The following is a 16,649-nucleotide window of genomic DNA, read 5'->3' as shown; positions in this document are numbered from 1 at the left end:
CATGGCAGAGAGCGACGAACTGATCCGCCTGACCGCCTGCGCCGTGGTCGATCTCCTGCGCCGGCGAGAGGTGACGCCCCTCCAATTGGTGGACGCTTCCCTCGCCCGCATCGAAGCGGTGGACGGTGCCGTCAACGCCATGGTGACGCTCTGCGCCGATCGCGCGCGCGACCAGGCGCGGCGCATCATGGCCGAGCCCGCGCCCACGGACGACTTCCGCTGGCTCGGCGGCCTCCCGTTGGCGGTCAAGGATCTCAACGATCTCGCGGACGTGCGCACCACCTACGGTTCGCCGATCTTCGCCGACCACGTGCCCGAGCGTTCCGACATCATGGTCGAACGGCTCGAGGGCCATGGCGGCATCCCCATCGGCAAGAGCAACACGCCGGAATTCGGGGCAGGCGCCAACACTTTCAACGAGGTATTCGGCGACACGCTCAATCCCTGGAACACGGCCCTCAATGCCGGCGGCTCCTCGGGCGGCTCGGCCGTGGCGCTCGCCACCGGCCAGGTCTGGCTCGCCACCGGTTCGGACCTCGGCGGCTCGCTGCGCACCCCCGCCAGCTTCTGCTCGGTCGTGGGACTGAGGCCTTCGCCGGGAAGGGTTGCCAGCGGTCCCGATGGCGTCAAGTTCGACACCCTCGCCGTCAATGGGCCGATGGCCCGCACGGTCGAGGATATCGGCCTGATGCTCGATGCCATGGCTGGCTGGGACAACGGCGACCCGCTCTCCCTGGAGGCACCCGCGACCGGCTTCCGCGAGAGCGCCCGGCGCCGGCAGCCGCCCCGCCGCGTGGCTTTTTCGCCGGACCTCGGCGTGACGCCGGTGAATCGCGAGACGCGCGCCCTGTGTGAAGCCGCCGCCCGGCGCTTCGAGGCGGCGGGCTGCATCGTCGAGGAAGCCTGCCCCGATTTCTCCGGCGTGCCCGAGGCCTTCCAGACGCTTCGGGCCCTCGGCTACGTCGCCGGCATGCGCGAGCTCTATGAAACGAAGCGCACGCTGCTCAAGCCCGACGTGATCTGGAACATCGAGCGCGGGCGCGCGCTCGATGCCGAGACGATCGCTGCCGCCCTGCTGCGCCGCAGCAGCCTCTACGACGAGGTGGCCGCCTTCTTCTCGCGCTATGACCTCCTGTTGGCTCCGGCTGCCTGTACCCCGCCCCTCGACGTCAGGGAACGCTGGGTGCGCGAGGTGGAAGGGCATGTCTTCGAGAACTATGTCGAATGGCTGCGCCTCGCCAGCGTCGTAACCATGACATCCTGCCCCTCGCTCGCCATCCCGGCCGGCTTCACCACGGACGGGCGGCCCGTAGGCCTGCAGCTGGTTGGCAAGCCGCGCGGCGAAGCAGCCCTGCTCTCGGCCGGCGCCGTGCTGGAGGAACTGCTCGGCCTGTCGAGCCTGGTGCCGATCGACCCGCGGGAGCAAGGACATCCTGTCCGCTCCTGAAGGGATAACGGTATCGGTGTGGCGCCATGGCCGCGGGAGCAGAGGAGATGTCCGCGCTTCCGGTATTAACGAATTTTGCGTCTTTCGGCCGCTATTCTACCCGGATGAGCGGCGATCAGCCTCCGCGATCGCCTCGAGGACAGGATTTGCCCTCATGGCGGTTGAGATCCGGGCGGCACAGGCCCTGCGGCTCTGGCATGACGTAACGCTGACGCTGGTCCGCGACGCACAGCCGGATCTATCCGGCCGCCAGCTCGCCATCCTGCTCACCGTCTACCTGGAGCCACCGCCCCATACCGTGCGGGGCCTCGCCGCCAAGCTCCACGTCACCAAGCCGGTCATTACCCGGGCCCTCGACAGCCTGGCCAAGCTCAAGCTCACCGCCCGGCGGCGGGACGAGTTCGACCGGCGCAACGTCATCATCCAGCGTACCGTCGACGGAGCCCTTTACGTGGAGCGCCTGGGGGATATTCTCGTCGCCCTTGCCAAGGACCTGCCGCGCTGATGGATACCGCCTTGCCCGCTTTCGACCGCCGCACCACCCCCGCCCGCCCGGACCTCGCCGCCGCTTCGCTGCAAGGCATCGTGCCGGCGCCGCGCTACGTCCAGGGCGAGAAGCGCCGCGTGGTCGAGAATGTGGTCACGCTGCGCAGGGACCCCGATTTCTCCGCTTCCATCGACACCGAGCTTCTGTTCGGCGAGATCTTCACCGTCTATGACGAGATGGAAGGCTGGGCCTGGGGCCAGGCCGCGAACGACGGCTATGTCGGCTGGCTCTCCGCCAACGCGCTGGGCACGGCGCAGGTACCAACCCATCGCGTGAGCGCCCTGCGCACCTTCATCTACCCAGTCCCGTCGATCAAGTCGCCGCAGATGATGGCGCTGAGCTATGGCAGCGCACTGGCGGTTTCCCGCACGGAGGGGCAGTTCCTCGCCCTGGAGGGCTGGGGCTTCGTCTTCTCCGCCCATGCCAGAGCTATCGATAGCCATGAGAGCGATCCCGTATCCGTCGCCGAAACCTTCCTGCGAGTACCCTATCTGTGGGGCGGCAAGTCGAGCCTCGGCCTGGACTGCTCGGCCCTCGTACAGACCTCGCTCACGGCCTGCGGCATTGCCTGCCCGCGCGACAGCGACATGCAGGAGAAGGCGCTCGGCCATGTGCTCGATCCGGACACGCCCCTTGCGGATCTTCGGCGAGGGGATCTCCTGTTCTGGAAAGGCCATGTCGCCATGGTCCGCGACGCGGAAACGATGATCCATGCCACCGGCCATGTGATGACGGTCGTCGTCGAGGGGCTGGCGGCGGGAATCCAGCGCATCGCTGCCGCGGGGAGCCCGTTGCGGACGATCAAGCGGTTGTAAATCCCAAGTGCGCGGACAGGCTGTCCGCGCACCCGAGGCTATCTAGGCGCCGAACCGTTGAAGGTCAGCACCTCGCCCGCGAGATAGAGCGACCCCGTCAGCACCACGCGGGGCGCGACCGGAAAGGCTTCGCTGGCGATGGCGCGGAGCGCTTCTTCCAGGCTCGCATGCGGACGAGCCGCCAGTCCCGCATGGCGGGCGGCAACCGCGACTTCCTCGGGCGAGCGCGCCGCGCTGCTGTGTTCGATCGGCACGGTATGCACCTCCCGGGCCAACCCCGAGAAATTATGCAGGAATCCGTCCGAATCCTTGGTGGTCAGCATGCCCGTGACCAGCACCAGGGGTCGCGGGTGCCTCTCCTCGAGTTCGGCCAGGGCTTCCGCGAGCACGCGGCCCCCATCGACATTGTGCCCGCCGTCCAGCCAGATCTCCGATCCGGCGGGCAGCAAGGCAGGGATGGCGCCCTGGTTGATGCGCTGGAGACGCGCGGGCCATTCGACCACCTGCATCGCCTTCTCGAAATGCGCGTCCTTGAGCTTGAGGAGGCCCTGGCTGCGCAGGGCGGCAATGGCGAGACCCGCATTGCGGTGCTGGTGGCGCCCCGGCAGGCGGGGCAGCGGCAGATCGAGCAGGCCGCTCTCGTCCTGGTAGACCAGGCGTCCGTTCTCCTCATGCACGTCGAAATCCTGGCCACCGATGATCAGTGGCGCGCCGACCCTGGCGGCCACCGCCTCGATGGCGGCTCGGACCTCGTCGATCTGCGGATAGATCACCCCCGGCGCGCCGCGCTTGAGAATACCCGCCTTCTCCCGCGCGATGCCGGCGATATCGGTGCCGAGGAAATCGGCGTGGTCCTGCGAGATCGAGGTGATCACGGTGACGAGAGGGTTGTCGATGACGTTGGTCGTGTCCATCCGCCCGCCAAGACCCACTTCCAGCAACAGCACATCCGCCGGATTGTCGGCGAAGAGCTTGAAGGCGGCCGCGGTGGTGATCTCGAAGAAGGTGATGGGAGCGCCGTCATTGGCCGTCTCGCAGGCTTCGAAAGCCTCCACGAGCCTGTCCTCCTCGACCAGTTTGCCGCCGCCCGGCGCGGCAAGGCGGATGCGCTCGTGGAAATGCACCAGATGGGGCGAGGTGTAGACATGCACCGCGTGACCGGCCGCCTCGAGGGCGGCGCGCATGAAGGCGATGGTCGATCCCTTGCCGTTGGTGCCGGCGACGTGGATCACCGGCGGTACCCGCCGTTCGGGATGGCCGAGCCTGGCCAGCAGCGCCTGGATCCGGTCAAGCGACAGGTCGATCTTCTTGGGATGCAGCGCCATGAAGCGGGAGAGATAGGCATCGGACTGCGTCATGGCGGCGGGATAGTTCCTGGAAGTTGTACGCGTGGCCTGCCTCTGGAAAGCCATACGGAGGAAGTCCGGGGGTGAGACAAGGCCGAAAGAAAATGACGCGAACGTTCCAGACTGATTGAGCGCATGCGACCAATACTGGCCTCAGTCCTTCGAATCGGTCGCCCGATCCGAACCTCCTCCCGTTCCAGGGAAGAGGCGGCGATCAGGCGGCCTGCTGCACTTCCTTGGCCGGTGCCTTGGTGAGGAGCCTGCAAAGGCGTGCCAGCGTCGCCTTCAGCTGGTTGCGGTGCACGACCATATCGACCATGCCATGCTCCTTGAGATATTCGGAGCGCTGGAAGCCCTCGGGAAGCTTCTCCCGGATGGTCTGTTCGATGACGCGAGGCCCGGCGAAACCGATCAGCGCACCGGGCTCGGCAAGCTGGATGTCGCCCAGCATGGCGTAGGAAGCCGTGACGCCACCCGTGGTCGGATTGGTGAGCACGACGATATAGGGTTTCCTGGCCTCGCGCAGGCGCTGGATCGCCACGGTAGTGCGTGGCATTTGCATCAGCGAGAGGATGCCCTCCTGCATGCGTGCACCGCCGGAAGCCGCGAACATCACGAACGGCAGGCCGCGCTCCGCTGCCGTGAGGAGGCCCTTCACCACGGCCTCGCCGGCGGCCATGCCAAGCGAACCGCCCATGAAATCGAAATCCTGTACGCCGATCACCATTGGCACGCCCTCGACCGAGCCGACGCCCAGCTTGATGGCATCCTGCATACCCGTCTTGGTGCGGGCATCCTTCAGGCGATCGGTGTAACGCTTCTCGTCGCGAAATTTCAGGGGATCGGCGACCACTTCCGGAATCGGCAGGTCTTCCCACTTGCCCTCGTCGAACATCATGGTCAGGCGCTGCGTCGCCGTCATGCGCATGTGGTAGTTTGAGGTAGGAATGACGTAGTTGTTCTGTTCCAGGTCCTTGTGGAATACCATCTGACCGGTTTCGGGACACTTGATCCACAGGTTTTCCGGCGTGTCGCGGCGCGAGAAGAAGTCCTTGATGCGCGGTGGGACGACGTTGGCAATCCAGTTCATGGGAAACCTCGAAAGCGGGACGCCCAACCCTCCAAAGGGACTCGGCGGCGATAAGTCATTCCGCCCTATGTAGTCGCTCGCGATCCTTTTGTCAGCGGCTTAGGCGGATTGGGACGTTTCACCGGCTATCCGCCGGAGCCCGATGCGCTTCCTTCCCGACGACATGCCCTAGACGCCACGCTGGAAGCGCGCGATATGTAGGACGAATCCAGACACCACCGATAAGACATCAGGGAGTCCCAGGGATGGCGAACGCCATTTTTCCAGATCTCAAAGGCCGCACCGTCCTCGTCACCGGCGGCGGGCAGGGCATCGGCGCGTCGATCGTGCGGCTCTTCGCCGAGCAGGGCTCGAAGGTCGGCTTCATCGATATCGCCGACAAGCCGTCCCAGGCACTGGCAGACGAGCTGAACAAGGCGGGCGGGACCGTCCTCTACAAGCAGGCCGACATCACCGACATCGACGCGCTCAAGGACGCCATCGGCGATATCAGCGCAAGGCTCGGCCCGATCACCGTGCTCATCAACAATGCGGCGCACGACCAGCGTCACAAATTCTTCGACGTGACGCCGGACTATTTCGACGACCGCATCGCCGTCAATCTCAAGCATGCCTTCTTCGCGGCCCAGGCCACCATCCCCGACATGATCGCCGCCGGCGGCGGGGCCATCGTCAATCTCGGCTCGGGTTCCTGGCTGATGGGCTCGGAAGACCTCACAGCCTATGCAACTGCCAAATCGGCCGCCTATGGCCTGACGCGCGTGCTCGCCGGCGAATTCGGCAAGGACAACATCCGCGTCAACTGCGTCATTCCCGGCTGGATCATGACGGAACGCCAGATCGCCCTGTGGGTCGACGCCAAGGGGGAGGAAGCGATCTTCCGCAACCAGGCCCTGAAGCGCAAGATGCTGCCGGAGGACGTCGCCAAGGCCGTGCTGTTCCTGGCCTCCGACCAGGCCTCGGGCATGACCAACCAGCAGATCGTGGTGGATGGCGGCTGGATCTGAGGGATGGATGAAGCGTGGGGCGCCACGACATCGCCAGGCAATATGCCGAGAAACCAGGAATTGGACCGAGCATGACTTCTGAACTTATCGCGGTGGACTGGGGCACGAGCCGCTTCCGGGCCTTCCTGCTGGACGCCGGCGGCAAGGTGCTGGACCGCATTTCCGCCGAGGACGGGATGTCCACCGTGCCAGCTGGCGGTTTCGCCGCCGTGCTGGAACGCAATTGCGGGACCTGGATGAAGGCCAGCCCTCAAGCGCCCGTGCTCATGGCTGGGATGGTCGGCGCCCGCAACGGTTGGGCCGAGGCAGCCTATGCTTCCTGTCCCGCCTCGCCGAAAAGCCTCGCCGGATCAATGCTGAAGGTTACGGAACGAGTGTCTATCGTACCCGGTGTAATCGCACGCGATGAAAGTGGCGCAGACGTCATGCGCGGCGAGGAAACGCTGATTTTCGGGACCGAGGTCCGGAACGGCCTCGTCTGCCTGCCCGGCACCCATTCGAAATGGGCCAAGGTCGAAGATGGCGCCATTACCGACTTCGCCACCTTCATGACCGGCGAGACCTATGCGCTCTTCCACCAGCACAGCCTGCTTGCCCGCCTCGCCACGGAGCCGGAGGACCTGACCGGCTTCGATGACGGGCTGGAAGCGGCGAAGGACGGAACGGGACTCCTCAACCGTCTGTTCCAGGCCAGGTCCCGCGTGCTCGCCGGCAACATGGCGGGCGAGAAGGTCGGCCCCTATCTCTCAGGCCTGCTGATCGGCACAGAGATCGAAGGGGCGTTCAAGCGGTATGGCAGCGACCACACCGTCACCCTCGTCGCGGACGGCGTCCTTGCCAAGCGCTATGTCTCGGCGCTGCGCTCCTACGGTGTCGGCATCGAGATCATCTCGCCCGAACGAGCCTTCCTCGACGGCCTCGCCGCGATTGCGGCCGCCCACAACCAGGATATCGCCCCATGAGCCTCGACCTGCAATCCGCCCTCGCCAGCATGCCGCTGGTGGCGATCCTGCGCGGCGTCAAGCCGGACGAGGTCGTCGGCATTGCCGAGGCCATCGTCGAAGCCGGCATCGGCATCATAGAGGTGCCGCTGAATTCGCCCGATCCCTTCACCTCCATCGGCCTGCTCGCCGGGCGCCTCGCCGGCAGGGCGCTGGTGGGAGCAGGCACGGTCCTGACGGTCGAGGACGTCGCGAAGGTGGCGGAGGCAGGGGGGACGGTCGTGGTCTCGCCGAATACCAACACCGACGTCATCCGGGCCAGCAAGGCACGCGGCATGCTTTCGCTGCCGGGTTTCTTCACGCCGTCGGAAGCCTTCGCGGCCCTGGAAGCGGGCGCCGATGCGCTCAAGCTGTTCCCGGCCGAGATGGCATCGCCCGCCGCGGTGAAGGCGATGCGCGCGGTCCTGCCGAAGGGCACGCGGATACTGGTGGTGGGGGGCGTCTCGCCGGCGACGATCCCGCCCTACCTCGCGGTGGGAGTGGACGGTTTCGGCGTCGGATCGGATCTCTATGCCGTCGGCCGGGACGCGGCGGAGGTCGGCAGGCGGGCCCAGGCCCTGGCGGAAGCCGTCCGCAGGATGCGTTGAACCCCGATGGCGGTCCCCCGCCGCCCTTCCGGCCCGCCGAGCATATTGCCATCCCCCGCCAAGCCGCTATCTTCGTAAAAAACTCTCAGGGAAACCGCCCATGATCGTCGTCTTCGGCTCGCTTGGTGTCGATCTCGTCACCAATGTCAGCCACATTCCCCATCCCGGCGAAACCGTGCTGTGCGAAGGCTACTTCATGGTGCCTGGCGGCAAAGGGGCCAACCAGGCGGTATCGGCCGCCCGCGCCGGCTCGAAGACGGCTATCATCGGCTCACGCGGAAATGACGGCTTCGCCGATCTCGCCCTGTCCATCATGCGTGAGGCAGGCGTGGACGTCAGCGGCGTGGTTCCCGTCGACAAGCCCACCTGTGTCGCGCTGATCACCGTGGACGAAAAAGCCGAGAACGCCATTGTGGTTGCCTCCGGCGCAAACCAATCGACCCGAGCCGAGCAGCTCGAGAAATCCGGCCTCGGGAAGGGGGATATCGTGCTCCTCCAGCGCGAGATCCGCGATTCGGAGAATTTCGCCGCCATCAGGATCGCCAAGGAGCGGGGAGCCCGCGTCGTCTTCAACGTGGCGCCGGCCGGGCCGGTACCCGAGGACATGCTTCGCCTGATCGACGATCTCGTCGTCAACGAATACGAAGCGCTCACCGTCGCCAAGGCGGCCGGAATCGAGACCAGCGATCCGGAAGAGGCAGTCATGCTCATCAACCAGCGCTATGGCTGTGCAGGCATCGTCACCCTCGGCGCGGAAGGCGTCGTCGGCTGGATCGACGGCGTAAGGCGCACGGCGCCGGCGCTCCAGGTCACGCCGGTCGACACCACCGCCGCCGGCGACAGCTTCACCGGAGCCTATGCCGCCGCGCTGGACCAGGGATTCGGCTTCTCGCTGGCGCTGGCGCGCGGGGCTGCAAGCGGCTCGCTCGCCTGCACCAAGCCCGGCGCCCAGTCGAGCATCCCCGCCAAGGCGGAGATCGATGACGCGCTGAAGGACTACGCGGCCTGAACATTTCTCGGGTTCACGCGGAGTTGCATGCACTTCCCCCGCGAAGTCAACGCCGGCTGGCGCCTCCATGACAACCGCCTCTCCCCTTGTCCCTGACGCAGCGACGTGGTACCCGCGCGCTGGCTCAGCGGCGCTTCGTCGCGACAAAAGGAACATACCATGGCGACCGAACCGCAGAACGGCAGCACCGGTGAACAGGAAATGCAGCCCTCGCTGAATGTGCTGGCGCAGTACATCAAGGATCTCTCCTTCGAGAACCCCAATGCGCCGCGCTCCCTCGGCAACATCCAGAATTCGCCGCAGATCGCCCTTACCGTGAACGTGAACGGCAAGCCGCTCGGCGGGCAGGACTATGAAGTCGAGCTCTCGATCGAAGGCGGCGCGGGCGAAGGCGCCGGCACGCTGTTCAAGTTCGAGCTGCTCTACGGCGCCGTGATCCGCCTCGCCGGCATTCCCGACGACAATATCCACGCAATGGTGATGATCGAGGGCCCGCGCCTCCTCTTCCCCTTCGCGCGCCAGATCATCGCCGACTGCACCCGCAATGGCGGCTTCCCGCCGCTGATGATCGACCCCATCGATTTCGTGGCTCTCTATCGCAACCGCCTCGCCCAGGCCCAGCCGACCGTCGGCCAGGCGTAACCCCCCCGGGGGGGCGGTCCGCATGCCGGCGGCCTGAAGAACGATATCGAATGGCGGCTCCAGGCCGCCATTTTCTTTGTCGGCGAGGGAGCTTGCCGTCAACGACCAGCACGCCATCCCGCGACAGGAATCGGGTGTCGCACTCGTCCAATCCTCCCTATCCCCGGGAAGCCATGATCCCGGGATATGCGCTATGTCATCGTCTTCCGTCCGCCCGATGGGCCTGCTCGAATGGAGCCTGCTGATCGCCCTCTCGATGCTCTGGGGCGGCTCCTTCTTCTTCGTCCATGTCGTCGTGGGAGTGCTCCCGCCCTTCTCCATCGTGACCCTGCGTGTCGGCCTCGCCGCGCTCATCCTGATAGCGGCGCTGCCCTTCATCGGCCAGCGCCTGCCGGCGGACAGCCGCATCTGGGCCGCCTTTCTCGGCATGGGACTTCTGAACAACGTCCTGCCGTTCTGCCTGATCGTCTGGGGCCAGGCCCATATCGCCTCCGGCCTGGCCGCCATCCTCAACGCCACCACGCCGCTCTGGACGGTGGTCGTCGCACACATGACGACAGCCGAGGAGCGCATGACCGGCAATCGGCTGGCCGGCGTGCTGATCGGCCTCCTGGGCGTGGCCGTACTGATCTGGCCCGCTGGACTGCGCGGGATCGGTACGGACATCATGGCCCAGTTCGCCGTGCTGGGCGCCGCACTCTCCTATGCCTTTGCCGCTATCTTCGGGCGTCGTTTCAAGCGCATGGGCGTGGCGCCCATGGTCACCGCCACCGGCCAGGTCAGCGCCTCCACGCTGCTCCTGCTGCCGGTCTGCCTCGTGGTGGACCAGCCCTGGACCCTCGCAATGCCGGGCCCCGGCGCCTGGCTCGCGATTCTCGGCCTCGCGGCGCTCTCGACCGCGTTCGCCTACATTCTCTATTTCCGGATTCTCACCACCGCCGGGGCGACCAACCTGGCGCTGGTGACGTTCCTGATCCCGGTCAGCGCCATCCTGCTCGGTGCGCTGGTTCTAGGCGAGAGGCTGCAGTTGAACCACCTCGCCGGCATGGCGCTGATCGGGCTTGCACTGGCGGCGATCGACGGAAGGTTGCTGAAGGTGCTCGATCGCCCGGTTCGGGCCTGAGGAAACCTGGCAGCTTCAACAGGGCGGCTTGGCTCGATCACCGGCGCAGCCATTCAAGCCCCGTATTTCTTCCAGAGGGCATTCTCGCCCAGACCGGCGATGAAAGCCTCGTGGGCGGCCAGCTCCTCGGGATGAATGCGCGGCGGCAGGATCTTGGGGCGCGGGCCGATCTTGCCGGAGGCTCCGCGGGCCACGGTGGCGGCGGAAATCGAGGCCAGGCTGAGCGCCGTCTGCCGTCCCCCCGTCAGCTCGATATAGACGTCGGCCAGGATCTCCGCGTCGAGCAGCGCTCCGTGCTTGACGCGCTTGGAATTGTCGATGCCGTAGCGCTGGCAGAGCTGGTCCAGCGAAGCGCCGGCGCCCGGGTGCTTGCGGCGGGCCATGGCCAGCGTATCCACCACCCGGTCCATCGCCAGGACGCCCAGGTTCACGCGCCTGAGCTCGGCGTTCAAGAATCGCATGTCGAAGCCGGCATTGTGGATGACGAGGTGGGCATCCCCCAGGAAATCGACGAATTCCTGCGCCAGCGTCCCGAAAAGGGGCTTGTCGGACAGGAATTCCGCTGAGAGTCCATGCACGTTGAAGGCCTCGACCGGCATGTCGCGCTCGGGATTGAAATATCGATGCCAGGTATTGCCCGTCGGCATGCGGTCGATCATCTCGACGCAGCCGATTTCGACCAGCCTGTGGCCCTCATTGGGATCCAGCCCGGTGGTTTCGGTGTCGAGGATGATTTCGCGCATGGATGGAACCAGACAGTTTCAGGCAGTGGGAGCGAGCGCCCGGATTATGTCATCGACCTGCCGCTGCGCAAAGGCGAAGCCCGCACCGCTGTCGATCACGAAATGGGCGCGAGCCCTCTTTTCCACATCCGGAAGCTGGCGCGCAAGGATGGCGGCGAAGCGGGCCTCGTCCATGCCGGGCCTCGCCAGCACCCGTTCACGCTGGACAGCGGCGGGCGCCGATACCACGGCCACGCCATCGCAACGCTTCTCACCGCCGGTTTCGTAAAGAAGGGGAATATCGAGCACCACGAGATGGGCGCCCTTGTTCCGGGCCGCGGCGAGAAACTCCCGCTCGGCGTTTCGCACCAGGGGATGGACGATGGCCTCCAGCCGCTTCATCGCCTCGGCCTTGCCGATGACGTATCCGCCAAGACGAGCCCGGTCGATCACGCCGTCGACGGCAACGCCTGGAAAGGCCGCCTCCACCGCCTCGACTGCCGGGCCTGAATAGAGGCGGTGCACGGCTGCATCGGCATCATGCACGGGCACGCCGCGCGCCCGGAACATGGCGGCCGTCGCGGATTTCCCCATCCCGATGGAACCGGTGAGGCCGAGGATGAAGGTCATGTCCCCTGCTTCTCGATATCGGCCAGGATCAATGCCCGCAATTGTGAACTCACCAGCGGCTTGACGCCGAACCAGCGCTCGAACCCGGGGACGGCCTGGTGCAGGAGCATGCCGAGGCCGTCGATCGTGCGCAGACCCAGGGCACGAGCCTTGGCGAGCAGAGGCGTCTCCAGCGGAACATAGACGATGTCGGTGACCAGGGCCGTACGCGGCAGCCTGGAAAGGCTGAGGTCGAGCGGCGGCTGACCCTTCATGCCGAGCGACGTCGTGTTGACGAGAAGGTCCGCACCGACCATCGCCGCTTCGGCTGTCTCCCACGCCAGCGGCTTCACCCTCGGGCCGAAATGGTGGGCAAGAGCCTGCGCCCGCTCGAAGGTGCGGTTGGCGAGCAGGATCTCCGCGGCGCCGCGCTGCAGCAGCCCATAGAGCACCGCCCTCGAAGCTCCCCCGGCGCCGAGCACCACGACCCGGTCGAGCCTGCCGTCCCAGCCCTTTGCCTCTTGGTCGAGATTGGCAAGGAAGCCCATGACATCGGTATTGGCCCCCTTGAGGACATCGCCCTCCAGCCACAGCGTATTCACGGCATGAAGGTCGCGCGCGACAGGATCGTCCACCAGCGCGAGGCGAAACGCTTCTTCCTTGTGCGGAACCGTGACGTTTCCACCCACGAAACCCTGCTGCTCCAAGGTCCTGACGAATTCGGGGAAGGCGGCGGGCTCCACCGCGACGCGCTCATAGCTTCCGTCAATGCCGGCCTCCGCGAGCCAGAAGGAATGGATCAGCGGCGAGCGCGAATGCGAGATGGGATAGCCGACGACGAAGGCTCGTTTCATTGTTGTCCCGGAATAGGCGGCGGATGCCCGCCTGTAGCGCATTCCGTATCAGGCCGCCACCAATCCCTGCCCTCGCAGGGCCTCCAGCACCGCCAGCAGCGGCAGACCGAGAATGGTGAAATAGTCCCCCTCGATCGCCTCGAACAGGGTCACGCCCAGGCCTTCCAGCTGATAGCAGCCGACGCTGGCCAGAATCGCCTCCCCGGCCCTGGCGAGATAATCGTCAAGGAAGGCATCCGAAAACTCCCGCATCAGGAGACGAGCGCTGGCGACGCCGCTCGCGACTACGACGCCATCCCGCGCCAGGGCAAATCCCGAATGCAGCGCGTGCTGCCTTCCTCGCAGCGCGAGGAGCTTGGAGCGCGCATCGGCCATGGTGGCGACCTTGCTGAAACGCAGCGGGCCGAGAGCCATGGTCTGGTCCGCGCCGATGACTACCGCTTCGGGAAACGCGCGGGAAACGGCCAGGGCCTTTTCCCTGGCCAGGGCTTCCGCCACCGCATCGGGTGCCAGGCCCTGGGATTCCCATTGCCGCTCAAAGCCTCGTTCGTCGATGGACGCGGGATGAGTGGCGATCGCCAGCCCCGCAGCCCGCAGCATGTCGGCGCGAATCGCGGATTTCGAGGCGAGGACGAGGGAGACGGCCGGCGGGCCGGATGCTTCGGTATTGGGCACGGTTTTGGCGTTCCTTGTGTCGCGGCTGGCCGGAAACTTGCCCGGAATTACAGCGGGCGCAACCCCGTCATCCACAGCAATGCAAGCTCGGGGGACACCCTCCCGCGGTCGGGCACAACCTCCCGGCTCATGGGCCTGCGCAGCTTTCGTGCAGCCTCTGCCGCAAAACGCCTCATGGCACGCAGTTGCAATGCCGCTGATTTTGTGATCACAATATTTGAAAGAGACTTTGATAATCGAAGCGACCTGACCTTGTCAGGCCAGATGCGGGATTGTGTGCGTGCCGGACGAAACGAACCGGAATTCGATCGATGTTCGAGGTGTGCGCAAGGTATTTGGCGCTGTCGACACGGGCTTCGTGGCCCTGGACACCGTCTCGGTCGCCATTCGCCAGAACGAGTTCTTCACCCTGCTGGGCCCATCCGGGTGCGGCAAGACCACGCTGCTGCGGCTGATCGCGGGCTTCGACTTCCCGACAGCCGGCCAGATCATGTTGTATGGCGAGGATATTGCCGGCTTGCCGCCCTTCAAGCGGCCGGTCAACACCGTCTTCCAGAGCTATGCGCTCTTCCCGCACATGACGGTCGCGCAGAACATCGCCTTCGGCCTCGAAATGCTCGACAGGCCCAAGGCGGAGGTCGCGACGAGAGTCGCCGAGATGCTGCGCCTCGTGCGCATGGAGCACCTTGCCGACCGCAAGACCAGCCAGATTTCCGGCGGCCAGCAGCAGCGCGTCGCCCTTGCCCGTGCTCTCGCGCCGCAGCCCAAGGTGCTCCTGCTCGATGAACCCCTTTCGGCTCTCGACTACAAGCTCCGAAAGGAAATGCAGCTCGAGCTCAAACGGCTGCAGGGAGAGACCGGCATCACCTTCATCTTCGTGACGCATGATCAGGAAGAAGCACTGACCATGTCGGACCGCATCGCGGTCATGTCGGCCGGCAAGATCCTGCAAGTCGGCACGCCGCACGAGATCTACGACAGCCCAGCCGAGCGCTTCGTCGCTGAATTCATTGGCGAAACCAATTTCATCGAAGCCGATCTGATCGCGCACGATGGTGACAATGCCAGGGTGAAGCTGCCATCCGGCCAGGAGATCGGGGCTTCCTTGCAGGAGGGTCACAAGCCCGGCGACAAGGTCTGGCTCGTCGTCCGGCCCGAACATGCGCAGCTCGTTGCGGCGCCACAGGCCATGCTGGCCGGTACCATCGAGAACGTCGTCTATCTCGGCACAGACACCCATTTCCACCTGCGCCTGGATACCGGCAGCATCTTCACCGTGCGGCGACAGAATGCGCGAGGCATCGTCGACCTCTACGAGCCAGGCCAGCGCGCCGGCGTCGCTTTCGCCGATGGTACCGCCCGGGTGTTGAGGGACTGATGTCGGATGCAGCCCAGATAGCCGACAAGGCGAAACGCCGCGAGACCCGCAATCACTGGCTGCTGTCGGCACCGGCCCTGCTGGTCATCCTGTTTGCGGCAACAGGTCCGTTGCTCATCGTCCTGATCTATTCCTTCCTGATGCCCGGCCCCTATGGGGACGTGAAATGGCAGTTCTCGACGGACGCCTGGGTCTCGGTCTTCTTCGAGCGGGACATCTTCGACGACACCTTGTCGCTCGCCATCGCCCACATCACCATCTTCTGGCGCTCCGTGAAGCTGGCCCTGCTCACCACGGTTGTGACACTGGCGTTCGGTTTCCCGACCGCCTATTTCATCGCCACGCGCCCCGCGCATCGGCGTGATCTCTGGCTTTTCCTGATCACCATCCCGTTCTGGACCAACCTGCTGATCCGGACCTTCGCGGTGCTGCAGATCATTCGCAACGAGGGCCTCTTCAATGCCGTGCTGCTCAAGCTCGGCATCATCTCGGTCCCGCTGCAGATCCTCTACACGGACACCGCCATCCTGGCCGGCATGGCCTATGTCTACCTCCCGCTGATGGTGCTGCCGATCTATGCCAGCATGGAGAAACTCGATTTTCGCCTCGTCGAGGCCGGTTACGACCTCTATGCGACGCGTTTCCAGGTGCTGAGGCGCATCATCGTGCCCCTGGTGAAGCCCGGAATCATCGCCGGCTCCATTCTCGTCTTCATTCCGGCCCTCGGCGCCTATGTCACTCCCAACCTGCTCGGCGGCGGCAAGAACATGATGCTTTCAAACCTGATCGAGCTGCAATTCGGCCAGGGCCGCAACTGGCCTCTCGGAGCGTCTCTCTCCATCACGGTGATGGTCGTCGTGATGGTCGCCCTGCTCGTCTATGTCCGCAACGCGGCGGGTTCGGGGGCGCGTCATGGCTGAGGCACTGACGACCGGGGCGGATACCGGTCCGCGTCCGGAAGGAGCATCGAGGCCGGGACGGGTCTCCCGTTTTTCGATCCGTTACCAGCCTGGCTTCACCAGCATCGCAATCTTCTGTTTCGTGATGCTCTACCTGCCGATCTTGGTGATGGTGGTCTATGCCTTCAACGAGGCGACATCTGTTTCCACCTGGGGCGGCTTCTCGCTGAAATGGTTCGTTTCCGCCTATCACAACGACGAGGTGGTCGGTGCGACCGTCCGATCCTTCCAGATCGCCACCATAGCAGCACTGCTTTCCACCATCGCCGCGACCATGGCGGCACTCGCCACAACCCGGACGGAGGCCTATCCGGGCCTGACCTTCACCTATGCCGCCATCAACCAGCCCCTGATGGTGCCGGAAATCGTGACTGGCGTGGCGCTGCTGATCTTCTTCTCGCGCATCAAGATCTTCACGGGCTATGATGGCCTTTCCTACCTCGTTGCCGCGCATACCGCCTTCTGCGTACCGTTCGCCTATCTCCCGATCAGGGCGCGTCTGGAGGGCATGGACCTGGCGCTGGAGCGTGCCGCAGCCGACCTCTACGCCACGCCCTGGCGCACCTTCAGGCGGGTGACGCTGCCCCTGCTCTGGCCCGGCATCCTGGCCGGTTTCATGCTCGCCTTCGTGACGTCCCTCGACGACGTCGTCATCACCGAATTCATCAAGTCCGGGGGGCAGGACACATTGCCCACCTACATGCTCGGCCAGCTGCGCCGCGGCGTGACGCCCGAGATCAATGCGCTGTCGACGGTCTTCCTTCTCTTGTCCATCGGCATCGTGACGCTTTTCTTCTTCGTCAGCAGGAAGAAAGACTGATGCGAGGGGCGGGAGACC

18 protein-coding genes are annotated in these 16,649 nt (G+C 65.3%); 12 read left to right on the top strand and 6 right to left on the bottom strand.

The window, feature by feature from the left end; translation table 11 throughout:
* The first annotated feature begins 1 nt into the window (after position 1).
* From AC6H34_RS10155 to AC6H34_RS10145, 3 genes are all read left to right on the top strand, one after another.
* The gene (locus AC6H34_RS10155; protein ID WP_497538726.1) at positions 2–1,447 is read left to right on the top strand and encodes an amidase; all 1,446 of its coding nucleotides are present in this window, start codon (positions 2–4) and stop codon (positions 1,445–1,447) included.
* A gap of 154 nt (positions 1,448–1,601) precedes the next feature.
* Positions 1,602–1,952 (top strand): MarR family transcriptional regulator, encoded by a 351-nt coding sequence (locus AC6H34_RS10150; RefSeq protein WP_448150153.1) that lies wholly within the window; start codon positions 1,602–1,604, stop codon positions 1,950–1,952.
* An 11-nt stretch (positions 1,953–1,963) separates the two neighbouring features.
* A complete protein-coding gene (locus AC6H34_RS10145) occupies positions 1,964–2,809 on the top strand; it encodes a C40 family peptidase (protein WP_497538725.1) in 846 nt (281 codons plus the stop codon).
* A gap of 38 nt (positions 2,810–2,847) precedes the next feature.
* Here the strand turns inward: AC6H34_RS10145 and AC6H34_RS10140 are convergent, their stop codons facing one another.
* Entirely contained in the window at positions 2,848–4,167 is a 1,320-nt protein-coding gene (locus AC6H34_RS10140; RefSeq protein WP_497539871.1) for a bifunctional folylpolyglutamate synthase/dihydrofolate synthase, read from the bottom strand.
* Between the two features lie 202 nt (positions 4,168–4,369).
* Entirely contained in the window at positions 4,370–5,245 is an 876-nt protein-coding gene (gene accD, locus AC6H34_RS10135) for an acetyl-CoA carboxylase, carboxyltransferase subunit beta (RefSeq protein WP_497538724.1), read from the bottom strand.
* A gap of 245 nt (positions 5,246–5,490) precedes the next feature.
* Here accD and AC6H34_RS10130 point away from each other — a divergent pair, with 245 nt between their 5' ends.
* The 6 genes from AC6H34_RS10130 to AC6H34_RS10105 all read left to right on the top strand — a co-directional run bounded on the left by AC6H34_RS10130 (position 5,491) and on the right by AC6H34_RS10105 (position 10,614).
* Positions 5,491–6,252 carry an SDR family NAD(P)-dependent oxidoreductase gene (locus AC6H34_RS10130; protein ID WP_448150156.1) on the top strand — a complete coding sequence of 254 codons (762 nt, stop codon included), beginning with the start codon at positions 5,491–5,493 and terminating at the stop codon, positions 6,250–6,252.
* A gap of 71 nt (positions 6,253–6,323) precedes the next feature.
* Positions 6,324–7,214, top strand: a complete 891-nt coding sequence (locus tag AC6H34_RS10125) for a 2-dehydro-3-deoxygalactonokinase (protein WP_497538723.1) — start codon at positions 6,324–6,326, stop codon at positions 7,212–7,214.
* A complete protein-coding gene (locus AC6H34_RS10120) occupies positions 7,211–7,840 on the top strand; it encodes a 2-dehydro-3-deoxy-6-phosphogalactonate aldolase (RefSeq protein WP_497538722.1) in 630 nt (209 codons plus the stop codon). Before AC6H34_RS10125 ends, AC6H34_RS10120 begins: the two co-directional genes overlap by 4 nt.
* A 100-nt stretch (positions 7,841–7,940) precedes the next feature.
* The gene (locus tag AC6H34_RS10115) at positions 7,941–8,849 is read left to right on the top strand and encodes a ribokinase (RefSeq protein ID WP_448150159.1); all 909 of its coding nucleotides are present in this window, start codon (positions 7,941–7,943) and stop codon (positions 8,847–8,849) included.
* 159 nt (positions 8,850–9,008) lie between these two features.
* The gene (gene secB, locus AC6H34_RS10110; RefSeq protein WP_448150160.1) at positions 9,009–9,491 is read left to right on the top strand and encodes a protein-export chaperone SecB; all 483 of its coding nucleotides are present in this window, start codon (positions 9,009–9,011) and stop codon (positions 9,489–9,491) included.
* 193 nt (positions 9,492–9,684) lie between these two features.
* The gene (locus AC6H34_RS10105; protein WP_497538721.1) at positions 9,685–10,614 is read left to right on the top strand and encodes a DMT family transporter; all 930 of its coding nucleotides are present in this window, start codon (positions 9,685–9,687) and stop codon (positions 10,612–10,614) included.
* 53 nt (positions 10,615–10,667) lie between these two features.
* Here the strand turns inward: AC6H34_RS10105 and dnaQ are convergent, their stop codons facing one another.
* Genes dnaQ through AC6H34_RS10085 form a run of 4 tightly spaced genes read right to left on the bottom strand, consistent with a single transcriptional unit; the run spans position 10,668 to position 13,474 of the window.
* The gene (gene dnaQ, locus AC6H34_RS10100) at positions 10,668–11,357 is read right to left on the bottom strand and encodes a DNA polymerase III subunit epsilon (RefSeq protein ID WP_448150162.1); all 690 of its coding nucleotides are present in this window, start codon (positions 11,355–11,357) and stop codon (positions 10,668–10,670) included.
* 18 nt (positions 11,358–11,375) lie between these two features.
* Positions 11,376–11,966 carry a dephospho-CoA kinase gene (gene coaE / locus AC6H34_RS10095; RefSeq protein ID WP_448150163.1) on the bottom strand — a complete coding sequence of 197 codons (591 nt, stop codon included), beginning with the start codon at positions 11,964–11,966 and terminating at the stop codon, positions 11,376–11,378.
* Entirely contained in the window at positions 11,963–12,799 is an 837-nt protein-coding gene (locus tag AC6H34_RS10090) for a shikimate dehydrogenase (protein WP_497538720.1), read from the bottom strand. The genes coaE and AC6H34_RS10090 overlap by 4 nt, the downstream gene beginning before the upstream one ends.
* A gap of 48 nt (positions 12,800–12,847) precedes the next feature.
* Positions 12,848–13,474 carry a Maf family protein gene (locus tag AC6H34_RS10085; protein ID WP_497538719.1) on the bottom strand — a complete coding sequence of 209 codons (627 nt, stop codon included), beginning with the start codon at positions 13,472–13,474 and terminating at the stop codon, positions 12,848–12,850.
* Positions 13,475–13,754: 280 nt separating this feature from the next.
* Here AC6H34_RS10085 and AC6H34_RS10080 point away from each other — a divergent pair, with 280 nt between their 5' ends.
* Genes AC6H34_RS10080 through AC6H34_RS10070 form a run of 3 tightly spaced genes read left to right on the top strand, consistent with a single transcriptional unit; the run spans position 13,755 to position 16,631 of the window.
* The gene (locus tag AC6H34_RS10080) at positions 13,755–14,852 is read left to right on the top strand and encodes an ABC transporter ATP-binding protein (RefSeq protein WP_448150166.1); all 1,098 of its coding nucleotides are present in this window, start codon (positions 13,755–13,757) and stop codon (positions 14,850–14,852) included.
* On the top strand, positions 14,852–15,772 hold the full coding sequence (locus AC6H34_RS10075) for an ABC transporter permease (RefSeq protein WP_497538718.1): 921 nt from the start codon (positions 14,852–14,854) through the stop codon (positions 15,770–15,772). The genes AC6H34_RS10080 and AC6H34_RS10075 overlap by 1 nt, the downstream gene beginning before the upstream one ends.
* The gene (locus AC6H34_RS10070; RefSeq protein WP_497538717.1) at positions 15,765–16,631 is read left to right on the top strand and encodes an ABC transporter permease; all 867 of its coding nucleotides are present in this window, start codon (positions 15,765–15,767) and stop codon (positions 16,629–16,631) included. Before AC6H34_RS10075 ends, AC6H34_RS10070 begins: the two co-directional genes overlap by 8 nt.
* Positions 16,632–16,649: the final 18 nt, after the last annotated feature.

It is taken from the genome of Labrys sp. ALF-8, assembly GCF_059699065.1.
The sequence above is the reverse complement of the archived record's forward strand: the minus strand, read 5'-3'. Positions and strand labels throughout refer to the sequence as shown.